At 51.2% G+C, this 19,545-nt stretch carries 20 protein-coding genes and 1 other RNA gene; 8 read left to right on the forward strand and 13 right to left on the reverse strand.

Annotation, left to right across the window (positions count from 1 at the left end; genetic code table 11):
• Positions 1-41 precede the first annotated feature (41 nt).
• The gene (locus tag KP806_RS06295) at positions 42-1,328 is read right to left on the reverse strand and encodes a DNA polymerase IV (protein ID WP_224723102.1); all 1,287 of its coding nucleotides are present in this window, start codon (positions 1,326-1,328) and stop codon (positions 42-44) included.
• Between the two features lie 204 nt (positions 1,329-1,532).
• Between KP806_RS06295 and cimA the strand changes: the two genes are divergently transcribed.
• The gene (gene cimA, locus KP806_RS06300; RefSeq protein WP_224722722.1) at positions 1,533-3,149 is read left to right on the forward strand and encodes a citramalate synthase; all 1,617 of its coding nucleotides are present in this window, start codon (positions 1,533-1,535) and stop codon (positions 3,147-3,149) included.
• A 62-nt stretch (positions 3,150-3,211) separates the two neighbouring features.
• On the opposite strand, the gene KP806_RS06305 is transcribed toward cimA, so the two are convergent.
• Complete coding sequence (locus tag KP806_RS06305) at positions 3,212-3,751, reverse strand: TlpA family protein disulfide reductase (RefSeq protein WP_224722723.1); 540 nt, start codon at positions 3,749-3,751, stop codon at positions 3,212-3,214.
• Between the two features lie 201 nt (positions 3,752-3,952).
• On the opposite strand from KP806_RS06305, the gene KP806_RS06310 reads away from it, so the two are divergent.
• Positions 3,953-4,411 carry a M67 family metallopeptidase gene (locus tag KP806_RS06310; RefSeq protein ID WP_224722724.1) on the forward strand — a complete coding sequence of 153 codons (459 nt, stop codon included), beginning with the start codon at positions 3,953-3,955 and terminating at the stop codon, positions 4,409-4,411.
• Here KP806_RS06310 and KP806_RS06315 read toward each other — a convergent pair.
• From KP806_RS06315 to KP806_RS06325, 3 genes are read right to left on the reverse strand one after another with little or no spacing between them, the layout of a single operon-like run.
• On the reverse strand, positions 4,397-5,131 hold the full coding sequence (locus KP806_RS06315) for a 3'-5' exonuclease (RefSeq protein ID WP_224722725.1): 735 nt from the start codon (positions 5,129-5,131) through the stop codon (positions 4,397-4,399). The two genes, KP806_RS06310 and KP806_RS06315, sit on opposite strands and share 15 nt — an antisense overlap.
• Before the next feature lie 15 nt (positions 5,132-5,146).
• On the reverse strand, positions 5,147-6,214 hold the full coding sequence (locus tag KP806_RS06320) for a DUF294 nucleotidyltransferase-like domain-containing protein (RefSeq protein ID WP_224722726.1): 1,068 nt from the start codon (positions 6,212-6,214) through the stop codon (positions 5,147-5,149).
• 52 nt (positions 6,215-6,266) lie between these two features.
• A complete protein-coding gene (locus tag KP806_RS06325; protein WP_224722727.1) occupies positions 6,267-7,622 on the reverse strand; it encodes an ammonium transporter in 1,356 nt (451 codons plus the stop codon).
• Positions 7,623-8,017: 395 nt separating this feature from the next.
• Between KP806_RS06325 and KP806_RS06330 the strand changes: the two genes are divergently transcribed.
• Complete coding sequence (locus tag KP806_RS06330) at positions 8,018-8,449, forward strand: MerR family transcriptional regulator (protein ID WP_224722728.1); 432 nt, start codon at positions 8,018-8,020, stop codon at positions 8,447-8,449.
• 34 nt (positions 8,450-8,483) lie between these two features.
• A complete protein-coding gene (locus KP806_RS06335) occupies positions 8,484-9,164 on the forward strand; it encodes a zinc metallopeptidase (protein ID WP_224722729.1) in 681 nt (226 codons plus the stop codon).
• Positions 9,165-9,232: 68 nt separating this feature from the next.
• On the opposite strand, the gene KP806_RS06340 is transcribed toward KP806_RS06335, so the two are convergent.
• Positions 9,233-10,135, reverse strand: coding sequence for a LysR family transcriptional regulator (locus tag KP806_RS06340; RefSeq protein ID WP_224722730.1), 903 nt, complete (start codon positions 10,133-10,135; stop codon positions 9,233-9,235).
• Positions 10,136-10,169: 34 nt separating this feature from the next.
• Positions 10,170-10,817 carry a rhomboid family intramembrane serine protease gene (locus KP806_RS06345; protein ID WP_224723103.1) on the reverse strand — a complete coding sequence of 216 codons (648 nt, stop codon included), beginning with the start codon at positions 10,815-10,817 and terminating at the stop codon, positions 10,170-10,172.
• Between the two features lie 101 nt (positions 10,818-10,918).
• Between KP806_RS06345 and tpx the strand changes: the two genes are divergently transcribed.
• Entirely contained in the window at positions 10,919-11,437 is a 519-nt protein-coding gene (tpx, locus tag KP806_RS06350; RefSeq protein WP_224722731.1) for a thiol peroxidase, read from the forward strand.
• A 59-nt stretch (positions 11,438-11,496) separates the two neighbouring features.
• On the opposite strand, the gene KP806_RS06355 is transcribed toward tpx, so the two are convergent.
• The 4 genes from KP806_RS06355 to KP806_RS06370 all read right to left on the reverse strand — a co-directional run bounded on the left by KP806_RS06355 (position 11,497) and on the right by KP806_RS06370 (position 14,726).
• Positions 11,497-11,886: a DUF1499 domain-containing protein gene (locus tag KP806_RS06355; protein WP_224722732.1), complete on the reverse strand. Its 390-nt coding sequence runs from the start codon at positions 11,884-11,886 to the stop codon at positions 11,497-11,499.
• Between the two features lie 112 nt (positions 11,887-11,998).
• Positions 11,999-12,181: non-coding RNA, 6S RNA (ssrS, locus tag KP806_RS06360), on the reverse strand.
• Positions 12,182-12,229: 48 nt separating this feature from the next.
• Positions 12,230-13,024: a YesL family protein gene (locus KP806_RS06365; RefSeq protein ID WP_224722733.1), complete on the reverse strand. Its 795-nt coding sequence runs from the start codon at positions 13,022-13,024 to the stop codon at positions 12,230-12,232.
• A 127-nt stretch (positions 13,025-13,151) separates the two neighbouring features.
• Entirely contained in the window at positions 13,152-14,726 is a 1,575-nt protein-coding gene (locus KP806_RS06370) for a DEAD/DEAH box helicase (protein WP_224722734.1), read from the reverse strand.
• Between the two features lie 155 nt (positions 14,727-14,881).
• Between KP806_RS06370 and KP806_RS06375 the strand changes: the two genes are divergently transcribed.
• The 3 genes from KP806_RS06375 to KP806_RS06385 all read left to right on the forward strand — a co-directional run bounded on the left by KP806_RS06375 (position 14,882) and on the right by KP806_RS06385 (position 17,426).
• Positions 14,882-15,721 (forward strand): YitT family protein, encoded by an 840-nt coding sequence (locus tag KP806_RS06375; RefSeq protein WP_224722735.1) that lies wholly within the window; start codon positions 14,882-14,884, stop codon positions 15,719-15,721.
• A gap of 140 nt (positions 15,722-15,861) precedes the next feature.
• The gene (locus KP806_RS06380; RefSeq protein WP_224722736.1) at positions 15,862-16,056 is read left to right on the forward strand and encodes a hypothetical protein; all 195 of its coding nucleotides are present in this window, start codon (positions 15,862-15,864) and stop codon (positions 16,054-16,056) included.
• 176 nt (positions 16,057-16,232) lie between these two features.
• Positions 16,233-17,426, forward strand: a complete 1,194-nt coding sequence (locus KP806_RS06385) for a putative glycoside hydrolase (protein WP_224722737.1) — start codon at positions 16,233-16,235, stop codon at positions 17,424-17,426.
• 58 nt (positions 17,427-17,484) lie between these two features.
• Here KP806_RS06385 and pfkA read toward each other — a convergent pair whose 3' ends face one another.
• Positions 17,485-18,453 (reverse strand): 6-phosphofructokinase, encoded by a 969-nt coding sequence (gene pfkA, locus KP806_RS06390; RefSeq protein ID WP_224722738.1) that lies wholly within the window; start codon positions 18,451-18,453, stop codon positions 17,485-17,487.
• A 31-nt stretch (positions 18,454-18,484) separates the two neighbouring features.
• Entirely contained in the window at positions 18,485-19,513 is a 1,029-nt protein-coding gene (locus KP806_RS06395; RefSeq protein WP_224723104.1) for a tetraprenyl-beta-curcumene synthase family protein, read from the reverse strand.
• Positions 19,514-19,545: the final 32 nt, after the last annotated feature.

The following is a 19,545-nucleotide window of genomic DNA, read 5'->3' on the forward strand; positions in this document are numbered from 1 at the left end:
AATAAATATACGGAATAATCTCGTCACTGTTCAGTCAAGCTTCAATCATCAATATATAACAAACCATCGTCCTTTTGCAAGGACGTTCCGCGAATTCGTTTGTTCCTTATTAAAGCGGACGGATCGTCGCCGAGCATACCGGCCGTCAGCACCGCATCCTCCCCGAATTTATCCCTCAGCCGGTCCATCGCCTTCGTCAGGGCTTCCTTGCGCGGCTGCTGCTCATAGCTGAACAAATCCAGCTGCAGCGCCGTCTCCTCCAGCAGCGCCAGGTTTTGCAGCGTAATGCCAAGCAGGCGGATCGGCTCCCCGGTTTTCCAATGCTTATCGTAGAGCTTGCAGGCTTCGCGGTAAAAATCGTCGGAGGACTGCGTCGGAGCCTGCAGCGTATGGGAGCGGGTAATCGTCGCCATATCCGGTCTGCGGATCGTAATTTGCACCGTCGTTGCGACAAGCTTCTGCCTGCGGAGCCTGCGGCCAGTTTGATCCGCCAAGTTCAGCAGCACGCGGTAAACATCTTCCCTTGTCACGATATCGTTCGGCAGCGTTGTCGTATGCCCGATCGATTTATTCCTCTCCCGATGGGGATTTACCTCGCCGTGATCGATTCCGTGTGCCGCCGCCTTCATCCAGGAGCCGGCAACACCGAAATGCTTCACCAGCACCGCTTCGTCAGTACCGGCGAGCTGACCGATCGTCCGGATATTCAGCTTCAGCAGCTTCTCGGCCGTTTTTCGTCCGATGCCGAACAAGGTATCGCACGATTTATCCCACAGAAGATGCTTCACATCGCGGATACGGAGCACGGTAAGGCCATTCGGCTTCTTCATGTCCGAAGCCATCTTCGCCAGCAGCTTATTCGGCGCCAGCCCTATGGAGCAAGGAAGCGACCATTCCGAACGGATCCGTTTCTGCAGCTGCTCGGCGATTTCCAGCGGCGAGCCGAATATTTTCGAACCGGTTATATCCATATAACATTCATCGATCGATACCGATTCCACCAGAGGAGTATACTGCCTGGCGATTGACATAAAGCCTCTGGAATATTTGCGGTACAAATCGAAATCGGGCTTGATCAAAATGATTTCAGGACAAAGCTTCAGCGCCTGCCTGACAGTCATGCCGGTTTTGATTCCCATTTTGCGTGCGGCATAGGAGCAGGTAACGATGATGCCTTTCCTCTGCTCGACGCTGCCGGACACCGCAGTCGGTTTGTTCTTATATTTCTCCGGTTCCTCCGCTTCATGCACGGAGCAGTAAAATGCGTTCATATCTACATGAATGATGACTCTGCCTTTGGACGGATAAAGATCGTTCACGTTTGACATATCCATATTCCGCACCGCCTGTTCGTAACAAAAACCTACATATATAAACTCTCCCTCAGCATACAATTCAAGTAAGGACAAGTCAACGCAGCCTTAAGCAGAATCGACAAAATTTCCGGCTCCCCTCTCTACTTTCGGTTCAACAAGTGTTATAATAGTAAATTATGATTTGAAAAGGCAATCAGTGAAGGAGGCGTCCCGTAAATGACAGCTAACATTTCAATCTTTGATACGACGCTGCGTGACGGAACACAAGGTGAAGGGATCAGCCTGTCGGCGGATGATAAATTAAAAATCGCCCAGAAGCTCGACGCGTTGGGCGTTCACTATATTGAAGGCGGCAACCCGGGAAGCAACAGCAAGGACATCGAATTTTTCCAAAGGATCAAAGCGTTCAACCTGAACGCGAAGATTACGGCATTCGGCAGCACACGCCGGAAGAACAGCCAGGCCGATCAGGATGCGAGCCTCGTCCGCATCGCCGAATCCGGCGTACCTGCAGCAACGCTTGTCGGTAAATCATGGGATTTCCATGTACATACCGCGCTGCAGACAACGCTGGAAGAGAATTTGTCCATGATTTACGATTCCGTCGCGTTTCTGAAGCAGAACGGAATGGAAGCCTTGTTCGACGCCGAGCATTTCTTCGACGGGTTCAAAAATAATCCGGAGTATGCAATCGCCGTGCTTAAGAAAGCGCAGGACGCCGGCGCAAATTGGCTGGTGCTGTGCGATACGAACGGCGGAACGCTGCCGGGCGAAATATACGAGATCGTCACACGCGTATCGAGAGAGCTGACGACGCCGATCGGCATTCATACGCATAACGACTGCGAGCTTGCGGTCGCGAACTCCCTTGCCGCGGTACAAGCGGGAGCCCGTCAGGTACAGGGCACCATCAACGGCTACGGCGAACGCTGCGGCAACGCTAACCTTTGCTCCATCATTCCGAATTTGCAGCTCAAGTTGAACTACCCGGTCCTTCCGGAAGAGAAGCTGAGCACGCTTACGGGAACGGCGAGGTACATCAGTGAAATCGCGAACGTGCATATGCCGGTCGGTCAAGCCTACGTCGGCAATGCCGCTTTCGCGCACAAGGGCGGCATCCACGTATCTGCGATCATGAAGGACTCCAAAACCTATGAGCACATTCAGCCTGAGCTGGTAGGCAATAAGCAGCGCATTCTTGTTTCGGAGCTTGCCGGCCAAAGCAACATCATTTCGAAAGCCCAGGAGCTCGGCCTCGACGTGAATGCGAACAACGACAAAACGAAAAAAATTATGGATCAGATCAAAGAGCTGGAGCATCAGGGCTACCAATTCGAAGGCGCGGATGCGTCGCTGGAGCTTCTGCTTCGCGAAGCTTTCGGAGGAGAATCGAAGGAAATTTTCAAAGTCGAATCGTTTAAAATGCTGGTCGAGAAAACGAACGGCCAGATGATCTCGGAAGCGATTGTGAAGATCAACGTCGAAGGCCAGCAGGTTTATACGGCCGCCGAAGGCAACGGTCCGGTCAATGCGCTCGATAACGCCCTCAGGAAGGCTCTAGTGCAATTCTATCCGGATATCGAGCATATCCATCTCTCGGACTACAAAGTCCGCGTCATCGACGAGAAGGACGCTACGGCCGCTAAAGTTCGCGTGCTGATCGAATCAACCGGCCTCGACAATACGTGGAGCACCGTCGGCGTTTCCAACAACGTCATTGAAGCGAGCTGGGAAGCGCTCGTCGACAGCATCCGTTACGCGCTCCTCAATATGGCGAAGGTCGAAGGTACGCATACCGATCCTTTGGACCGCCTGGGACTCGTTAACCACTAACGCAAAGAGCCGCTTATCTATCGTCAATCCGATAGATAAGCGGCCCTTTTATTTGTCTGACGTTACATCCACTTTTCAATGAGCCTCTCCCACTCCGTCATAGTGATGACCCCATTGATCCTTTCCCGAATCACACCGTCGCCGTCGATCAGAAAGGTCGTTGGAAACGTATCGACCTTATATTGCTTCGTCACATCGCCTTTCCGGTCCATCAAGATCGGAAAAGCAAATTCATATTCGTCGACAAACTCCCTTGCATTCCGTTCTTTATCATATTTCGTAGCGTTTATGCCGTACATTTGAATCGAATCCCCGTATTTCGCGTGGAGCTCCTTCAAATCGGGTGCCTCAAGCTCGCACGGGCCGCACCAGGACGCCCAGAAGTTAACGAAGCTGAGTTTGCCTTGCTTGCCGCCGATTTCGTAAGTTTGCTCATCCAGCGCAGGGAGCCTGAATGCGACAGCCTGAAAGCCCGCCTTCGGCTTGAAATCGACTGAAGGTGCGGCAAGCGTAACCGTGCCTTGGTCATCGTTCATGTATTGGTATACGCCTAATGCTGCGAACAGGAATGCGATGGTAAATAATGAAATGATGCGTTTCATAAAAACCTTCCTTTTTTATCATTTCCAAGCTGTTTTTATCGTATCACGCAACGGTATGGCAGCTCAAGGCGCCGGTCTCATTAGCCATAATTCCGTCACATCCAGCATTTTTGGTTAAGAAGGCTTTTCTTATACATTAGCCAAATGAAAAACAATCCTTTATACTGTTCGTAAGTCCATATACGAAGGGAGATTGTACCTATGCCGGAGTGTCAATCCCAAGCTTACATAACGAAGGAAGCCTTTGAACGACTCGTTGCGCTGTGCCTCGATGCAAAGCCGATCGAAGCGTGCGGCATACTGGCCGGTCCCGCCGCCGATTCCGGAGACACGGCAACCCATACCCCCGAAGCTGTCATTGATACGGTCATTCCGATCACCAACACACACATCAATCCTACCTATTCCTTTTCGTTCGATCCTTCGGAATGGACAACCGCCTTTTACGACATGCAAAAAAACCGACAATCGCTTGTCGGCTTGTTCCACTCACACCCCAAAACGGACGCGATCCCCTCATCCTACGATACGGAGGGCTTCCTGCCGGCCTCGGAGCTTACCTATTGGATAATTTCATTAAAAGATTCCCAAAACCCCGTCGTACAGCCTTACCGCCGCGAGCGAAGCAAATTTGTACCTCTGCAGCTAGTGCTTGCTTAAATAAGCGTACAGATCGCCAAGCGTCGTAATATTTCTTTCCAGGATACGGGACAAATAATTTTGCCAAAGCTTAGCGGTCATTAACGAATCCTCTAACGCATGGTGACGCTTCGTAATCGGAATAAAGCAGCTATGCAGCAAATCGTCGAGGCTGTAGCTCTCGTAACCAGGCTCCAGCCACTTCGCGATCATCATCGTGTCAAGCACGCGATGATTGAGATTCACCTTCGAGGTTCGCCATAAAGCGGCATTCAAAAACTGCTTATCATGGCCGGCAGCATGCGCAACAAGCAGTCTTCTTCCTACAAACTCCATAAAATCGTGCAGCACCTGCATCAGATCGGGAGCATCCTGCACCATTTCGTTCGTAATGCCGGTCAATTCGATGATGGCTTTCGGAATTTTCCGTTTCGGGTTGACGAGGCTGTAAAAGGATTCGCTCTCAATCAGCTCGCCGCCGCGCACGACGACAGCACCGAACGAAATAATCTCATCGCCGTTGTTCGGATAAAATCCCGTCGTTTCCAAATCGAACACGACGACCTCCAGCTCGCGAAGAGGCATGTCAAACATGGATTGCTTGCGCTGCTCCTTATTGACATTTCGAATAAACGCCATTTGCTGGGCATTTTGCGAGCCTAGCATAGACGCGATAGCTGGCGTGAATCCACCCATTTTATACAGGTTCCACATGCGGCCGACGCCTTTTGGCTCCTTCATTTGCTAACCACCGCCTTACTTAAGCCTGCCCATAGTTTGCTTGAATACCGCTCTTTGCAGTTTCTTGCCTAATCTCAGGCTGCTTTTCAATTCACCAGTCAGTTCTTTCGTCAGCTTCCGGCTTGACAGCTTGCCGTTATTGGCATAAAGCCCGCCATCCCTCTGCTCGGTCGTCATTAGACGCAATCTTAAAAACAATCGGAAAGCCCGGGCGTATACCTTCCCTTCCGCCTCCGTCAATTGCCCGATTTTCACGAGCCTGTTAATCCGATCCAGTGTGGCGGTTTCCCGAATCCCGTTCTGAACCGATAATAGACGAATGGAGTTTACCATTGGAATATATGCCCCGTATTTAATGTCCAAGCTGCCTGTATCTTCACCGTACTGCTCTTTCAACAATTGTCCAAAAAAGCCGAGCAGCACTTTATGGCGCAGCGTATTGTCCAGCATCCGCTTCAAAATAATGGGATGGTTAAGCATATCGGTAAAAAAGAAATCCTTAAGCTCATCGACAAGCCTGCTGTCTCCATAGACGCAGCGGCAGTCGGCGATGATCAGCAAATAGCGGACGGATTCCCACGCCGGCTCTTCAAACCAACGGTCAAGCTTGCCGCTCCATTCCGTCAGCGACAAACACCAATCCGGGTTGCTGCTTAGCACATTGCCTTCGCATAGCGGGTATCCAGTGGTTTGCAGAATGGATACGATACAATCGCTTAGCTCTGTAAAATACTGCTGTGTTTCTGCCGGATCAGACACTGGATCCTCATAGACAATACCGCTGTCTTGATCGCTGGATAATGTCTGCTCTTTCCGACCGCCGCTGCCGAACAATAAATACGCATAAGGCACGGGGGGAGAACCCTTCCCCAACCGTGCCATTTGCGCTTCTGCGAGGACAACCGCACGCTGGATGACAGCGTCGTGCACCTCATTCAATTGCTCATTAAATTGTTCGACCGGACGAGTTGGAAGAAGAGCTTCCATATGCTCGTGTACTTGATCCCGCAAGCTTCGCAGCCCTTCAATATGATCAACGGAGTTGATCTGTTTCAGAAGCTGCATCCGCACCGGATCATCCATGCTCTCGCCCTCTTCCCTCGGTCAGTCCGCATCTATACGTTTCAGTTATCCCTTAAATACTCTGACCTTTTTTCATTTGCTCAGGATAACCATACGCTCCATGCTCGCTGAGGTCAAGACCGATAATTTCTTGCTCTTCCGTAACACGGAAGCCCATAACCAGCTTCATAATGCCAAGTACAAGGAACGAAGCAGCAAGCACGAACGCACCGCACACGACAACCGATTCGAATTGTACCCAAAGCTGCTTCCAGCTGCCTGTATCGATAAGACCGCCTTGACCGATGCCGACTTTATCGGCAAGTGCAGTCGTTGCGAAAATACCGTTGGCAAGCGTACCCCAAATACCGGCCATACCGTGAACCGACAATGCGAAGATCGGATCGTCGACTTTGATTTTCTCGAAAAACTTTACGCTGTAGAACACCAGCACGCCGGCTACGAGGCCGATAACGACAGCCGCCCAAGGATCGACGAATGCGCAGGATGCCGTGATGGCAACCAGACCTGCAAGCGTACCGTTAAGCATTGTTGTAATGTCCGCTTTTCCTGTAACAGCCCAAGAGATAAGAAGTGCAGCCACGCCGCCGGCGCCAGCGCCAAGCATCGTGTTAAACGCTACGTAACCGAAGAAGCCGTCACCGATTGCAACCGTGCTGCCTGCGTTAAAGCCGAACCAGCCAACCCAAAGCAGCAATACGGAAAGTGCAGTAAATACTTGGTTGTGACCCAAAATTTCGTTTGCGGAGCCGTCTTTGTTAAATTTGCCGATACGCGGTTTAAGTAATACTGTAGCTGCGAATGCCGCAATCGCACCGGTCAAGTGAACGACTGTCGAACCCGCGAAGTCTTGTGCGCCGTCCTCTGCAAGCCAGCCGCCGCCCCAGATCCAGTGAGCTACAGTCGGGTAAATAATTGCGATGAAGAACAACGTAAACACGATGTAAGAAGAAAGTTTAGCTCTTTCAGCAAAACCGCCCCATGCAATCGAAAGCGAAACGGCTGCGAAAGCCAATTGGAACAGGAAGAAAACCGTGCCTGGCAGAGAATCGCCTTCGCCAGCCGCTACAGCCGGGTTAAACAAGAAGTCGCCCCAACCGAATAACGCGTTGACCGAGCTGTCGCCGCCAAATGCGATACCGTAACCGATTGCCCAATAAATAAGTGCTGCAAGACCTGTTGTGAAGATCGTTTTACCGGCGACGTGACCGGCATTTTTCATTCGTGTAGAGCCTGTTTCAAGAAGAATAAATCCGCCCTGCATAAGTAGAACCAAGATGAACGAGAGCATAACCCAGAGCGAGTTAAGACCCATGTTTAACGTTGCAGCCGACGGGTCCTCAGCAAACGCCGCTACTGGAAATAGCAAGGTGAAGATCCCTAAAGCTAACATCGTTTTCTTAATCATTACGACCACTCCCTAAATGTTATGTTCCTTTACATGAGAGGAAAGACTTAATGTCATTATAGTCAGTAGTGCTCAATTTGACAATATGTTTTCGCTTTATTTTTAAAAATAATCTAACGTTCGGCAAGAAAACTGACACGAACGTTTGGATTTTGCACATTTTGGAACCGAATTCATCTATTTCGCACTCTAATTCTTCGCATTTTCAGAATTCATAGGCATAGCATCCTATTTTGCTCCCTATTGAACCGCATATTACACAGCCATGTCACACGTTTGACTGTATGGTTACTTTCCTATTATCATTATATATAGTAGAAAACGTGTTTATGGCTTTGCGCCCCCTAAGAAAAATGTCCTATTCGGACCTGCGTGACAAAGAACGATCGGAGGAGATGAACATGTATCGAATCGGAGAGCTGGCCCGGCTGTCGAACATCAGTCCGCGGACCATTGATTATTATACTTCCATCGGCCTCATAGAGCCGGCGGAGCGTTCAGCGAAAAATTATCGGCTTTATGCCCCTGAAACCTTAGAACGCCTCGAACGTATTGAAAAAATGAAAAAAGATAAATATACGTTAGATGAGATTAAAGCTACAATAGACAGCTGGAGCAAAATTTCCCCGGAAGAGCACGTTACCCGTAAGCTGACCGACCTGCAGGCTCATTTAAGCCAGCTGGAGCGCGAAGTCAAGGAGCTGGCGCCGGTTATCAATAAACTTAAGCCCCGCCAGGCAAGCCACCTCTATACGCGCCTAATGCCGCAGACGGCCGCTTGCATGGAAGCGATTATGCTCCTTCTAAATAAGAGCTCCCTCATGTAACGATGTAAATCTACATTATAAGGAGGAAGACTCGATGACTTTGATTTTCATTTTGACGATACTCGCGTTTATTCTTACGATATGGGCTCAGTTCCGCGTGAAGGGCACGTTCAAGAAGTGGTCTCACGTTCATGCCCGAAGCGGCATGACCGGCTACGATGCGGCACGCCGGATGCTCGACGCGAACGGACTGCACCATATTCCGATCGAACCGGTGCGAGGCGCCCTAACCGACCACTACGACCCGATACACCGCGTCGTCCGTTTGTCGGAGCCCGTCTACTATGAACGGTCGATTTCCGCCGTATCCGTTGCCTGCCACGAGGTGGGACATGCGATTCAGCATGCCGAGCATTATCCGATGCTCGTCCTGCGACACCGCATCTTCCCGGTCGTTAATTTCGCGTCCGGCATCGCACCGTTTCTTTTTATTGCAGGTATACTGTTCTCCGCATTGAATTTGATCGGGCTCGGCATCATTTTCTTCTCGGTGGCGGTCGCCTTCCAGCTGATCACCCTTCCGGTCGAATATAATGCCAGCAACCGCGCACGGGATCTTATGATCGCGGAAGGTTTTATCGCCAATGACGAAGAGCGGGGCGTCGCCAAGGTGCTCAACGCAGCTGCTTTAACCTATGTAGCGGCTGCGCTGCTTTCTCTGCTTGAGCTTGTAAGGTACATCATGATATTCGTAGCGGGAAGCAGGCAGGAGTAAACGAAGCAAAAAAGGAGCTGCTCGTCGGTCATAGACCGTCAAGCAGCTCCTTTTTTTATTTTCAAAATCTACGTTTCTCGAATACCGTCCTGAAAGTAACGAAGCAGGAAGTTATGGAACACCTTCGCCACCAGCGGCAGCTTCTCGTTCGACCGTCTGATGAGGCCGATCGTTCTGGTCACCTGCGGGTTCGTCACACGCACCTTGGAGGGCTGCAAAGGACCGGTATGATGCAACGCCATCTCGGGAAGCAGGCTGACACCCATCCCGGCGGCCACGAGTCCCCGAATCGTATCGGTTTCCTCTCCTTCGAAGCCGATGATGGGCGTAAACCCTGCTTCCTGACACGCTTCCCATACGATTGGCCTTAAAGAATATCCCTCGCTGAAAAGCACAAAGGTTTCGTTCTGCAGCTCCTGAAGCTCGATCGACTCCGCCTCGCACAAACGGTGTCCGGGCGGCACGATCGCATACAGCTCCTCCGTTAGCAGCACCTCGCCGCAGACGGACTCATGATCGTCAGGGAACGGGGAAATAAACGCCAAATCGATTTCCCCCTTCATCATATCTCTAATAAGCGTCGGATACATTCCCTGCTTAAAACGGAACTTCACATTAGGATGCTGCTTCCGGAACGCCGCCACCACCTGCGGAATTAGCGAAATGCCCAGACTATGCGGAAAGCCCAGCCGGATTTCCCCCTTCTCCGGATCGAGAAACTCATGTATTTCGATGACGGCCCTTTCCAAATCGGCTAATATGACCTCTGCCCGCTTCAGAAATAATTGGCCGACCGGCGTAAGTTGCAAATTTCGGCCCTTTTGAACGAACAGCTTGACCCCAAGCTCCTCCTCCAGCTGGTGAATTTGCCGGCTCACAGCAGATTGCGCGACATGAAGCTCCTCCGCAGCTTGGGTTACGTGTTCTTTTTTTGCTACTTTGACGAAATAATAAAGCTGACGAAGTTCCATACTCGTTCCATTCTCTCCCGTACGCGTTAATTTTTCAGGTATGATGCCGTCGCCCCCGCGCCGGCTTACGTTCAAACAATTGATAAAGCAGGAAGCCGCCCAGAGCTCCGCCTACATGCGCCCATAAATCCACTCTCGGCACGAGCAGGGAATAGATGACTCCAAATATTAAAATCGTGTAAACCGTCTTGCGCGAGCTCTCATCCAGCTGCGCCTTACGGAGCAAGGAAAGAAATAAAAAAGCGCCGTATACGCCGTAAATCGCCCCCGAAGCGCCAACACCGATGTGGATGCCGGAGTCGCTCTCTATCGTATTAGCAAGCGCGCTCATCACGTTGCCCGCTATCCCGCACAAAACATAAAAGAAGGCATAGCGCACGGATCCCAGCAGCCGTTCAAGCGGCGGAGCAAATATTAGCAGAGCAAACATATTATACAGCAGGTGCTCAAGGCCGGCGTGCATGAACATAGCCGTCAAATAACGCCATGGCTCAATCATACCATACGGATCATGTCCCGCTTCCGTTACAAATGCCCCATATTCAAACAGATGCCCGGCATCCGTCGTATTCCCGCTCATAGCCACGACAATAAAATAGATCAGATTCAAAGCAATAAGAGTGGAGGTTACCGGATATAACCGCAAATAAGAACCGAAGCTTTCGTAGCGCAAAAAGATCATCTTGAACATCCCCTTTCTGCTCCAATAATTGGACAAGTTCGTTTCATTCCGATTATAATAAGTCTGGTATTGACCATATCCATTAGAGGAGGAAGTTACACATGTCTCAAGAACGCAATGGAGCTGCCGCATTCAAAGGCAATCCGATCACATTGGTTGGACCCGAATTGAAAGCAGGTGACGCCGCTCCCGATTTCGTACTTAACAAATCCCTTGTAGAAACCGTTTCCCTTAAGGATTATGCAGGTAAAATCAAATTAATCAGCGTCGTTCCTTCCATCGATACCGGTGTTTGCGATGCGCAAACGCGCCGTTTCAATGAAGAAGCCGGAGCTCTCGGCGACAACGTTGTCGTTCTGACCGTCAGCGTTGACCTCCCATTCGCCCAAGCACGCTGGTGCGGCGCGGCAGGCGTCGATAAAGTCGTCATGCTCTCCGATTACAAAGCGCACAGCTTCGGCGAAGCTTACGGCGTATACATTAAAGAGCTTGGTCTTAACCACCGCTCGATCTTCGTCATCGGGGCGGACGATAAGATCCAATACGTAGAGTACTTGCCGGAAATGACGGAGCACCCGAACTACGAACAAGCTCTCCTTGCGGTTAAAGCAATCGTATAAAGCTGCCAATCTGCAAACAAAGCGAGTGAAGGACATCCTTCCTCGCTTTGTTTTATGAATTAATTATTAACTTTAAACGCCGCCAGTTTCTTATCAAGCGCGCGATACAGCTCCAAAATGACTCTGTAGTTCGAACCCAAATCACCTAATGATCCACGTGAAGCCGAATAGATGTCGACCGCCGATTGCAGCGGGTTCACGCTGATGACGGAAACGGTAATGTCCATCGTTCTACCGAATGCCGTGCGTTTCTCCAGCACGATCTCCCCGACGGAATGTACTTCGTGCAGCACCTTATAGCCTTGCATCTTCTTAAGAGTCGAAATCACTTCTTCCCAAGTCTTTTCCTTCGATAGCTTGTAGAAATGAGATTTGAGCAATGGATCCTTAGCTCTGTCGCCTGTCTGTTCGTGACTACGCAGCAGCCCGATCAAGGTCCGCTTCAACAAAAACGATCTCCCCCTCCGGCATCTATGTACATTACTCTATATGATACCATGATTTGTCCCATGAAAAAAGAGCAATCGCTGGAATTACCAGCAGATGCTCTTCGCCTAAAAATGAGAACCCGCCTATGCCGTCCGACTCACTTGTTTCTGAACCCGCTTACGCAGGTGGGTGACCGCAGAACCGCTTTTGAGATCCCCTTTCGGGGGCGTGTCAGCTACGCTTCGATGTTGGTCTCCCGTGAAACAGCCATTGGTTCAAAACAGCGCAAAGCCGTAACGAGCATCGCAGGAGGTATAGCTATTATAGACCGAATAAAAGTAAAAGTAAACTTTCCTCCGCTTGTTATTTGCTGCCGTCGTTATAATCGCTTTTCACCAGGTCCTCACGGTCCAGCTCAGCAGCCTGCTCCGCTTCCTCTTCCTCCGCAATGCGCGCTTTCTCCGCTTGATCCTGCAGTTTCTGGTAAATGATGTAAAAATTCCAGAAGGACAAATAAGCGATAATGCTGCCCATAAAGAACGGAATCAGGAACGTAAAGCGCGTGCTGAAATACATAACCGCTCCAGCCATAATCGCCGTCGAGATCGAACGGAACGGCTTGCCGATCGTGATCAGGACTGCATTTTTAAGCAATTGAAACGTTTTCATATGATAGTGGACAAGCATCGAGAAAAAATTAAATAACGAAACGACCAAAAGAATCAGAAAGGCGATAAAAATATACGACAGCAAATTCAATTGCTCGCGGTATACGATAAAGTCAACGACCATAATCGCAAGCAGAAGCGTATATACGATCCCGCCGAGCATGCTTTGCTTGTAGTTTTCCTTATACCCTTTAAAGAATGTTTTAAACAGCGCGGCATCGGTTTCGCCCATCACCCATTTACGCGCTACCGAGAACATAGCGGCAGTGGCCGGAAACAGCGTGAACGGCGCAACGATCGCCATCAAAATCAAAGTCATGTAAACCTGGCTCAGCATTTCGGCTTCCGTGCCGCCTCCTGCCGTCAGTAAAGGAATCGCCAGGAAAACAAATGGAATCGAGCATACGATCCACAATACGTTAATAACCGATAACCGCATGATCCACTCGGAAATCCGGTAAAACCCACCCATTAGACCTCTTGGTTCCACTTTGATCTGCCCCCAGAAAAGTAAGATTCAGCCGAGCGTAAACGGCTGTCGCCGTCCTATGGCGGTAATAAAAGAACCGAGCAAGCCCGGATGCCCGTAAGGCAACGGACTTACTCGGTCTGAATGATCAGTTATTTACATAATCTTCCGAGCCGCTCTTTGGTCTGCGATTGTCCGAACGACCTTCGCTGCTGCGTTTGCTTCCGTAGCCGCCGCCGCGGTTCTCATAGCCGCCGCGCGAGCTGCCTCCGGCACTGCTGCCGCGACGATCGTCGCGTCCGCGGTATCCGCCGCCGCTGCGGCTGCCGCCGTACGACGAGGAGCCGCCGCTGCGGTTAAACGGACGTCCGTTCGAGCGGATATCCGGTCTGCGCTTCTTGGCGCGCAGCGGTTCTTCTGGTGTCAGCTCAACATCAACGTTCTTCTTCTCGCCCGTAAGCAATTTGATTGCAGCTGCCAGCAAGTGCACCGAATCATATTGTTCGAGCAATTGGATTGCGATCGCTTTGTACTCGGAGAATTCATCGTTCTGAACAATTTCAAGAACGCGCTCAGCCGTAACGCGCTGCTTCCCTTCGATCGCTTCCGCGATGCTTGGGAGCGGTTTGCGGTTCATCCTTTGGCGGGTGATCTTCTCGATGAAGTGAAGGTGATCGATCTCGCGAGGTGTTACGAACGACCACGCCGTACCTTCCTTCCCTGCACGGCCCGTACGGCCGATACGGTGTACGTAGCTCTCAGGATCCTGCGGAAGGTCGAAGTTGACGACGTGAGTAACGCCGGAAACGTCAAGACCGCGGGCTGCAACGTCCGTTGCAACGAGAACGTCGATGCTTCCGTCGCGGAATTTGCGCATAACGCTGTCGCGCTGGTTCTGGGACAGGTCTCCGTGCAGTCCGTCAGCGGAATAACCGCGCTTCTGCAGTGCTTCGCTAAGCTCGTCTACGCGGCGCTTCGTACGGCCGAAGATGATTGCCAGCTCAGGGGATTCCATGTCAAGCAAACGGCTTAGCGCTTCGAACTTCTGACGCTCGTGTACCTCGATGTAAGCCTGCTCGATCGATGGAGCCGTTACCTGCTTCGGAATAACCGAAACGTGCTCAGGATTTTTCAGGAACTGCTGAGCCAGTTTCTGGATATTAAGCGGCATCGTTGCGGAGAACAGCATCGTGTGACGTTCTTCCGGAACCTGCTTCAGGATCGACTGGATGTCTTCCATGAAGCCCATATCCAGCATTTCATCAGCCTCGTCCAAGATAACCGTCTGAACGTCTTCCAGACGAATCGTCTTCCGGTTGATGTGGTCGAGCAAACGACCCGGAGTGCCGATAATAATTTGAGGTTTCTTCTTCAGCGCACGGATTTGACGGCCGATTTCCTGACCGCCGTAAATCGGCAGCGAACGAAGACCTTTGTATCGAGTCAGCTTCCCGATCTCGTCAGCCACTTGGATTGCGAGTTCACGGGTTGGCGTCATGATTAATGCGACAATTCGTTCCTCGCTAGTCGGAATTTTGTTAATGAGCGGAATTCCGAATGCCGCCGTCTTTCCTGTACCCGTCTGTGCTTGGCCGATCAAATCCTTGCCTTCCATAGCAATCGGGATCGCTTTGTCCTGGATCGGGGTCGATTCCTCGAATCCAAGTTCGGTAATTGCCTGCAACACTTTTGGTTCCAAGCCAAATTCAGCAAATGTTTTCAAACTTTTCTCAAACTCCTTTTATCTACAGCCTACTTAAGAATATCCAAATCATTATAGCACAGAATCAGTCATGAATACCAGTAAACCAATTAAAGCCATACTAATCGCAACATTTACCGCCTGCCTGAAAAGGCGTCCGAATGGGAGAGATTACGATGAATGCGACTTCCTTTAAATCCCTGGTTTCCGTGCCTGTCATGACGCTCGGAGCACTCCTTGTCGCCGCGGGCTTCAACCTGTTTTTAATTCCGCATCAGCTGCTGGCAGGAGGAATTTCCGGCATTTCAATGATTATCGGATATATTACCGGTGGCAATATAGGCTGGCTTTATTTAATATTGAACATTCCCGTTCTCATTTGGGGATGGTTCGCGGTCGGGCACCGGTTCATTTACTGGAGCATTTTTTCGGTACTAGCATCGACACTTTTTTTGCAGTTCATTCCGGTCCGGAAAATTGCGGAGGATGTATTGCTCGGCTCCGTATTCGGAGGAATCATTATAGGATTCGGCAGCGGCCTGCTGCTCCGGTACGGCGGCTCGTCCGGCGGCTTCGACATCATCGCTTCCATCGTTACCCGAAAGCGCGATTTGCCGGTCGGCATGATTATTTTCATTCTGAACGGCGTCGTCATCGCCGCGCTGGTCATGTTTACGAAAAACTGGGACTCCGCGCTGTACTCCCTGCTGTCGATTTTCTCGGCGGGCAAAGTCGTGGATCTGATCCATGTCCGTCACCATAAACTGACTGCTTTTATTATTACGACCAAAACCGAAGAGCTGCTGTCGAAGCTGTTAACCCATCCGCGGGGCATTACGATTGTAAAAACAAGGGGCGCCTATTCTTCCGCCGAGCGCGACATGCTGATGACGGTCCGGACAAAATACGAGCTGGCGGAGCTTGGCAAGACGATCAAAGCGATTGACCCGCATGCCTTCATTAACATAGTGGAGACGGTAGGCGTCATTGGCGATTTCTCTAAGCCAAAGGACTAATTTATATACGCGAATATGGATTTTGCCGCATATCCCTATGTTTTTGAAAGTGATCCTGCTATAATATTCGTATCCCGTAGCTTTTTGGTTTCTTGCCATATGATTTCCCCTGAACATTAAATATGAAAGGGTGATGCTCAATGGATTTGGAAACGGTCAAATTGTCTCAAATTGTAGAGAAGCTTGCCCCAGAGCTTAGTCCTTTTCTCACGGAACGCGAATTGGACATCAGCATCGTGCTGCGTGACGGACTCGCTTTGCTCGAGCCCGCAGACGCAATGGAAATCGTGCAGCACAGTATTTGCAACCAGCAGAGAGAAGCTTTGTTACATTGACAATGCGGGACACAAGCTTTATGTATAAGCCGGCCGAGAACAACTCGGCTGGCTTTTTTATTCGCGTAAGGGGCCGAAGAAGCAAATACCCGATACCGTTCTCTGAAAAAAAAGATGACCGAAAGCCTGTCCCTGCTTTATAATTTGGTCAAACTAGCAAACGGGGAGAGAGCATAATGGACATCATCATTTCATCACTTTTGCTGCTGTACAACTTGCTCGCCGGGACCGGGGAAGACAACGCCGACGCCAGGCAAATTGCCGCTGTATACATAAATTCGGCGGCGGGCCGGACCGTCATTGCGGGGACGCCCATGGAGGAAAGCCCGGTAAAGGAAAACGCCGCAAAACCGGGAGTCAAGAAAGATCCGCAGCCGGAAACGCCGCCGATCAAAGGCATTTACGTAACCGCTCACAGTGCCGGCGGAGCCCGTTTGGAATCGCTTTTAAAGCTTGTGAAAGACACCGAGCTTAACAGTATGGTCATTGATATTAAGGATGATACCGGCTATATCACTTATCCGACGACGACGCCCGAGCTGCTCGAGGTTGGCGAGTCCAAGAAATATATTCGGAATATTGACGCGCTGATGGTCACCTTGAAGGAAAATAACATATATCCGATCGCCCGGGTCGTCGTGTTCAAGGATACGGTGCTTGCACGCAAACAGCCGGAGCTGTCCTTCCGGCATCAGGACGGGACGATATGGAAAAACGGACGCGGCGAAAGCTTCGTCAACCCTTACCGCAAGGAGGTATGGGAATATAATGTCGCAGTCGCCAAGGAGGCTGCAAAGATCGGCTTCAAGGAAATCCAGTTCGACTATGTCCGGTTCCCGGAAGGGTTCGAGAAAAAAGCCGATTCCTTAACCTTCAGCAAGACGGAGCAAAGCCGTGTCGACACGGTAGCCGGGTTCGTCAAATACGCCCGCGAGCAGCTCGAGCCGCTCGGCGTGCGCGTTTCGGTGGACATATTCGGCTATGCCGCTTCCGTGCCTGCGGCCGAAGGCATCGGCCAGGATTTCGTCAAAATTTCAAACGACGTGCACGTCATCTCGCCAATGGTATATCCAAGCCATTACAGCACGGGCTGGTTCAAACAAAAGGCGCCCGATTTAAAACCTTACGAGACGATCAAGGGCGCTATGACGGATACGCATACCAAGCTTGATCCCATTGCCGACACGAAGCCGATTATCCGCCCGTGGATTCAGGATTTTACGGCCAGCTGGCTCGGCAAGGGCCAATACAAAAAGTACGGTAAAGCAGAGGTCGAAGCCCAGATTAAAGCGCTGCACGATACCGGAATCAATGAGTATTTGCTCTGGAACGCCGGCAATAAATATTCCCCCGGCGTCGAATACAAATAAAATTTGCAAAAAGGACCTCCTGCAGGGTTAACACCCCGGGAGGTCCTTTTCTATCGGTTTATTGGGATAGACGAAGCGCAAGCTCATACATTTCTTTGTCGAACGGCTTCTTCGAATTGACGACCGTATCGATATCCGTCGTGACAAGCTCTCCGCGCACTACTCCGCAAGCTTTTCCGGAATCGCCTTCCATCAATCTCCGAACGGCGAAGTCACCCAGACGGCTTGCCAAAATCCGGTCGGCTGCCGTCGGCGTGCCGCCCCGCTGAATATGACCGAGAACGGTAACTCGCGGCTCGATTCCGCAGTTCCCCGTAATTTGCTGGGCAACCTCATCACCTTTGCCGGCGCCTTCGGCAACAACGATGATACTGTGGCGTTTGCCTTTGGCAAAATTCGTTTTCATTCGTTCCGCAACCTCGTTAAGCTCAAACGGCACCTCAGGGACGAGAATCGTCTCAGCGCCGCTCGCAAGGCCGGCATAAAGAGCGATATCGCCGCAATGGCGGCCCATGACTTCAACGATCGAGGAGCGCTCGTGGGAGGACATCGTATCGCGGATTTTGTTGATCGCATCCACCACGATGCTCACCGCCGTATCGAAGCCGATCGTAACGTCCGTGAACGGGATGTCGTTATCGATCGTGCCCGGCAAGCCCATCGTTTTGATGCCCAGCTTGCTCAGCTTGTTGGCGCCCTGGTAGGAGCCGTCCCCGCCGATAACAACAAGGCCGTCGATCCCTCTGGAACGAAGCACCTCGGCTCCACGCTCCTGGCCTTCCGCCGTCAGGAACTCTTTACAGCGCGCGGTTTGCAAAATCGTGCCGCCGCGCTGGATAATATCGCCAACACTCCTTAAGTCCATTTGGCGCAAATCATCATTGATAAGTCCCTGATATCCTCTTTGTACCCCGTATACGTCCAGGCCGTGAAACAACGCGCTTCTGACGACGGCCCTTACGGCCGCGTTCATTCCTTGGGAATCTCCTCCGCTTGTCAGTACTGCGATTGATTTGACTGCAGACATGGTTCATACCTCCACAAAATGTTGTTTATAATCAAGCCTGTTGTTTCCGAATCCAGATGCTGTTTACTAGAAAAAACAGACGCGTCAGCGGACTGTTCTTCATGAGCCTTCGCGAAACATCTCTCACATCCGCCTGGCGGCGGACCTTCGGGTCTGATAAATACAAGGCCAGCAGCCCTTCTATAATCAAACGGTGGAAACGCGAAGCCGGGAGCAGCTTCACGTCCTCCCGCGCACGGTTCACAATAAGCCCGATGCGCTCAACAAGCAGACCTTCATTATCATAATAGCTGCAAAAATTAAGATCTCCGCCTGCCTGGTCCTCTTCCTGATCGATTAAATAATCAAGCAAAATATGTAGACCGCATACATGCGGAAAATATATATCTTTGATTGCTGCCGCATCCCGGGCGGACAACCCCTCTTCGCTCGCGGCAAGGAACAGCATGAACATGCCGAGCGTCGAGCCGGTCGCCGCCGCAAATTCATTCCAGTGCAGGTTAGGGTAGCCGTCTTTATGCCGCTCCCACCAAGCCAGCAGCTGCGCTTCGCGCATATCCGGACGGATATGCTTATACACCTGGAGATCGCAGTACAGCTGTACCAGCTCCTCCACCTGGCGCTGCACGTTTCCGTACGAAGGCAGCATTGCCGCATGCTGCTGACACGTCCGAACCAGATGATGCAAATATCCCCCGTCGTTACGTTCCGCGCGCAAAGCGTAATAATCCCTTAGTCCCGCCGCCGGATCTACCGCGTCCTGCATAGAGCGGTGCAGCAGACGGAAATCGTCCGGGTCGAGCGACGTGCTCCGGTCGCATAGGTTGTCCAGGTAGTCGCTGATTGTCTGCAGCGAGACAATTAACGGAATCAGCGCGTGCCTGTGCTCCAAATTAGCCGCGGCGTAAACGCCGCCGCCTTGACAGTGAAACTTTTTGCTGTTCATGCTGTTCAGGGCCTGGGTCCTCAGCTCTTGATCGGGTATCCGCTCCGCAAGCGCGCGAAGCCGCTCCAGCTCCCGCTCTACGTCCGGAAGCACATACTTGTAAACGCGGTGCATAAGCTTGAAAGGCCCTTGGGGCACCCGGCTGC

Source organism: Paenibacillus vietnamensis, assembly GCF_020169515.1.
Classification (GTDB): Bacteria; Bacillota; Bacilli; order Paenibacillales; family Paenibacillaceae; genus Pristimantibacillus; species Pristimantibacillus vietnamensis.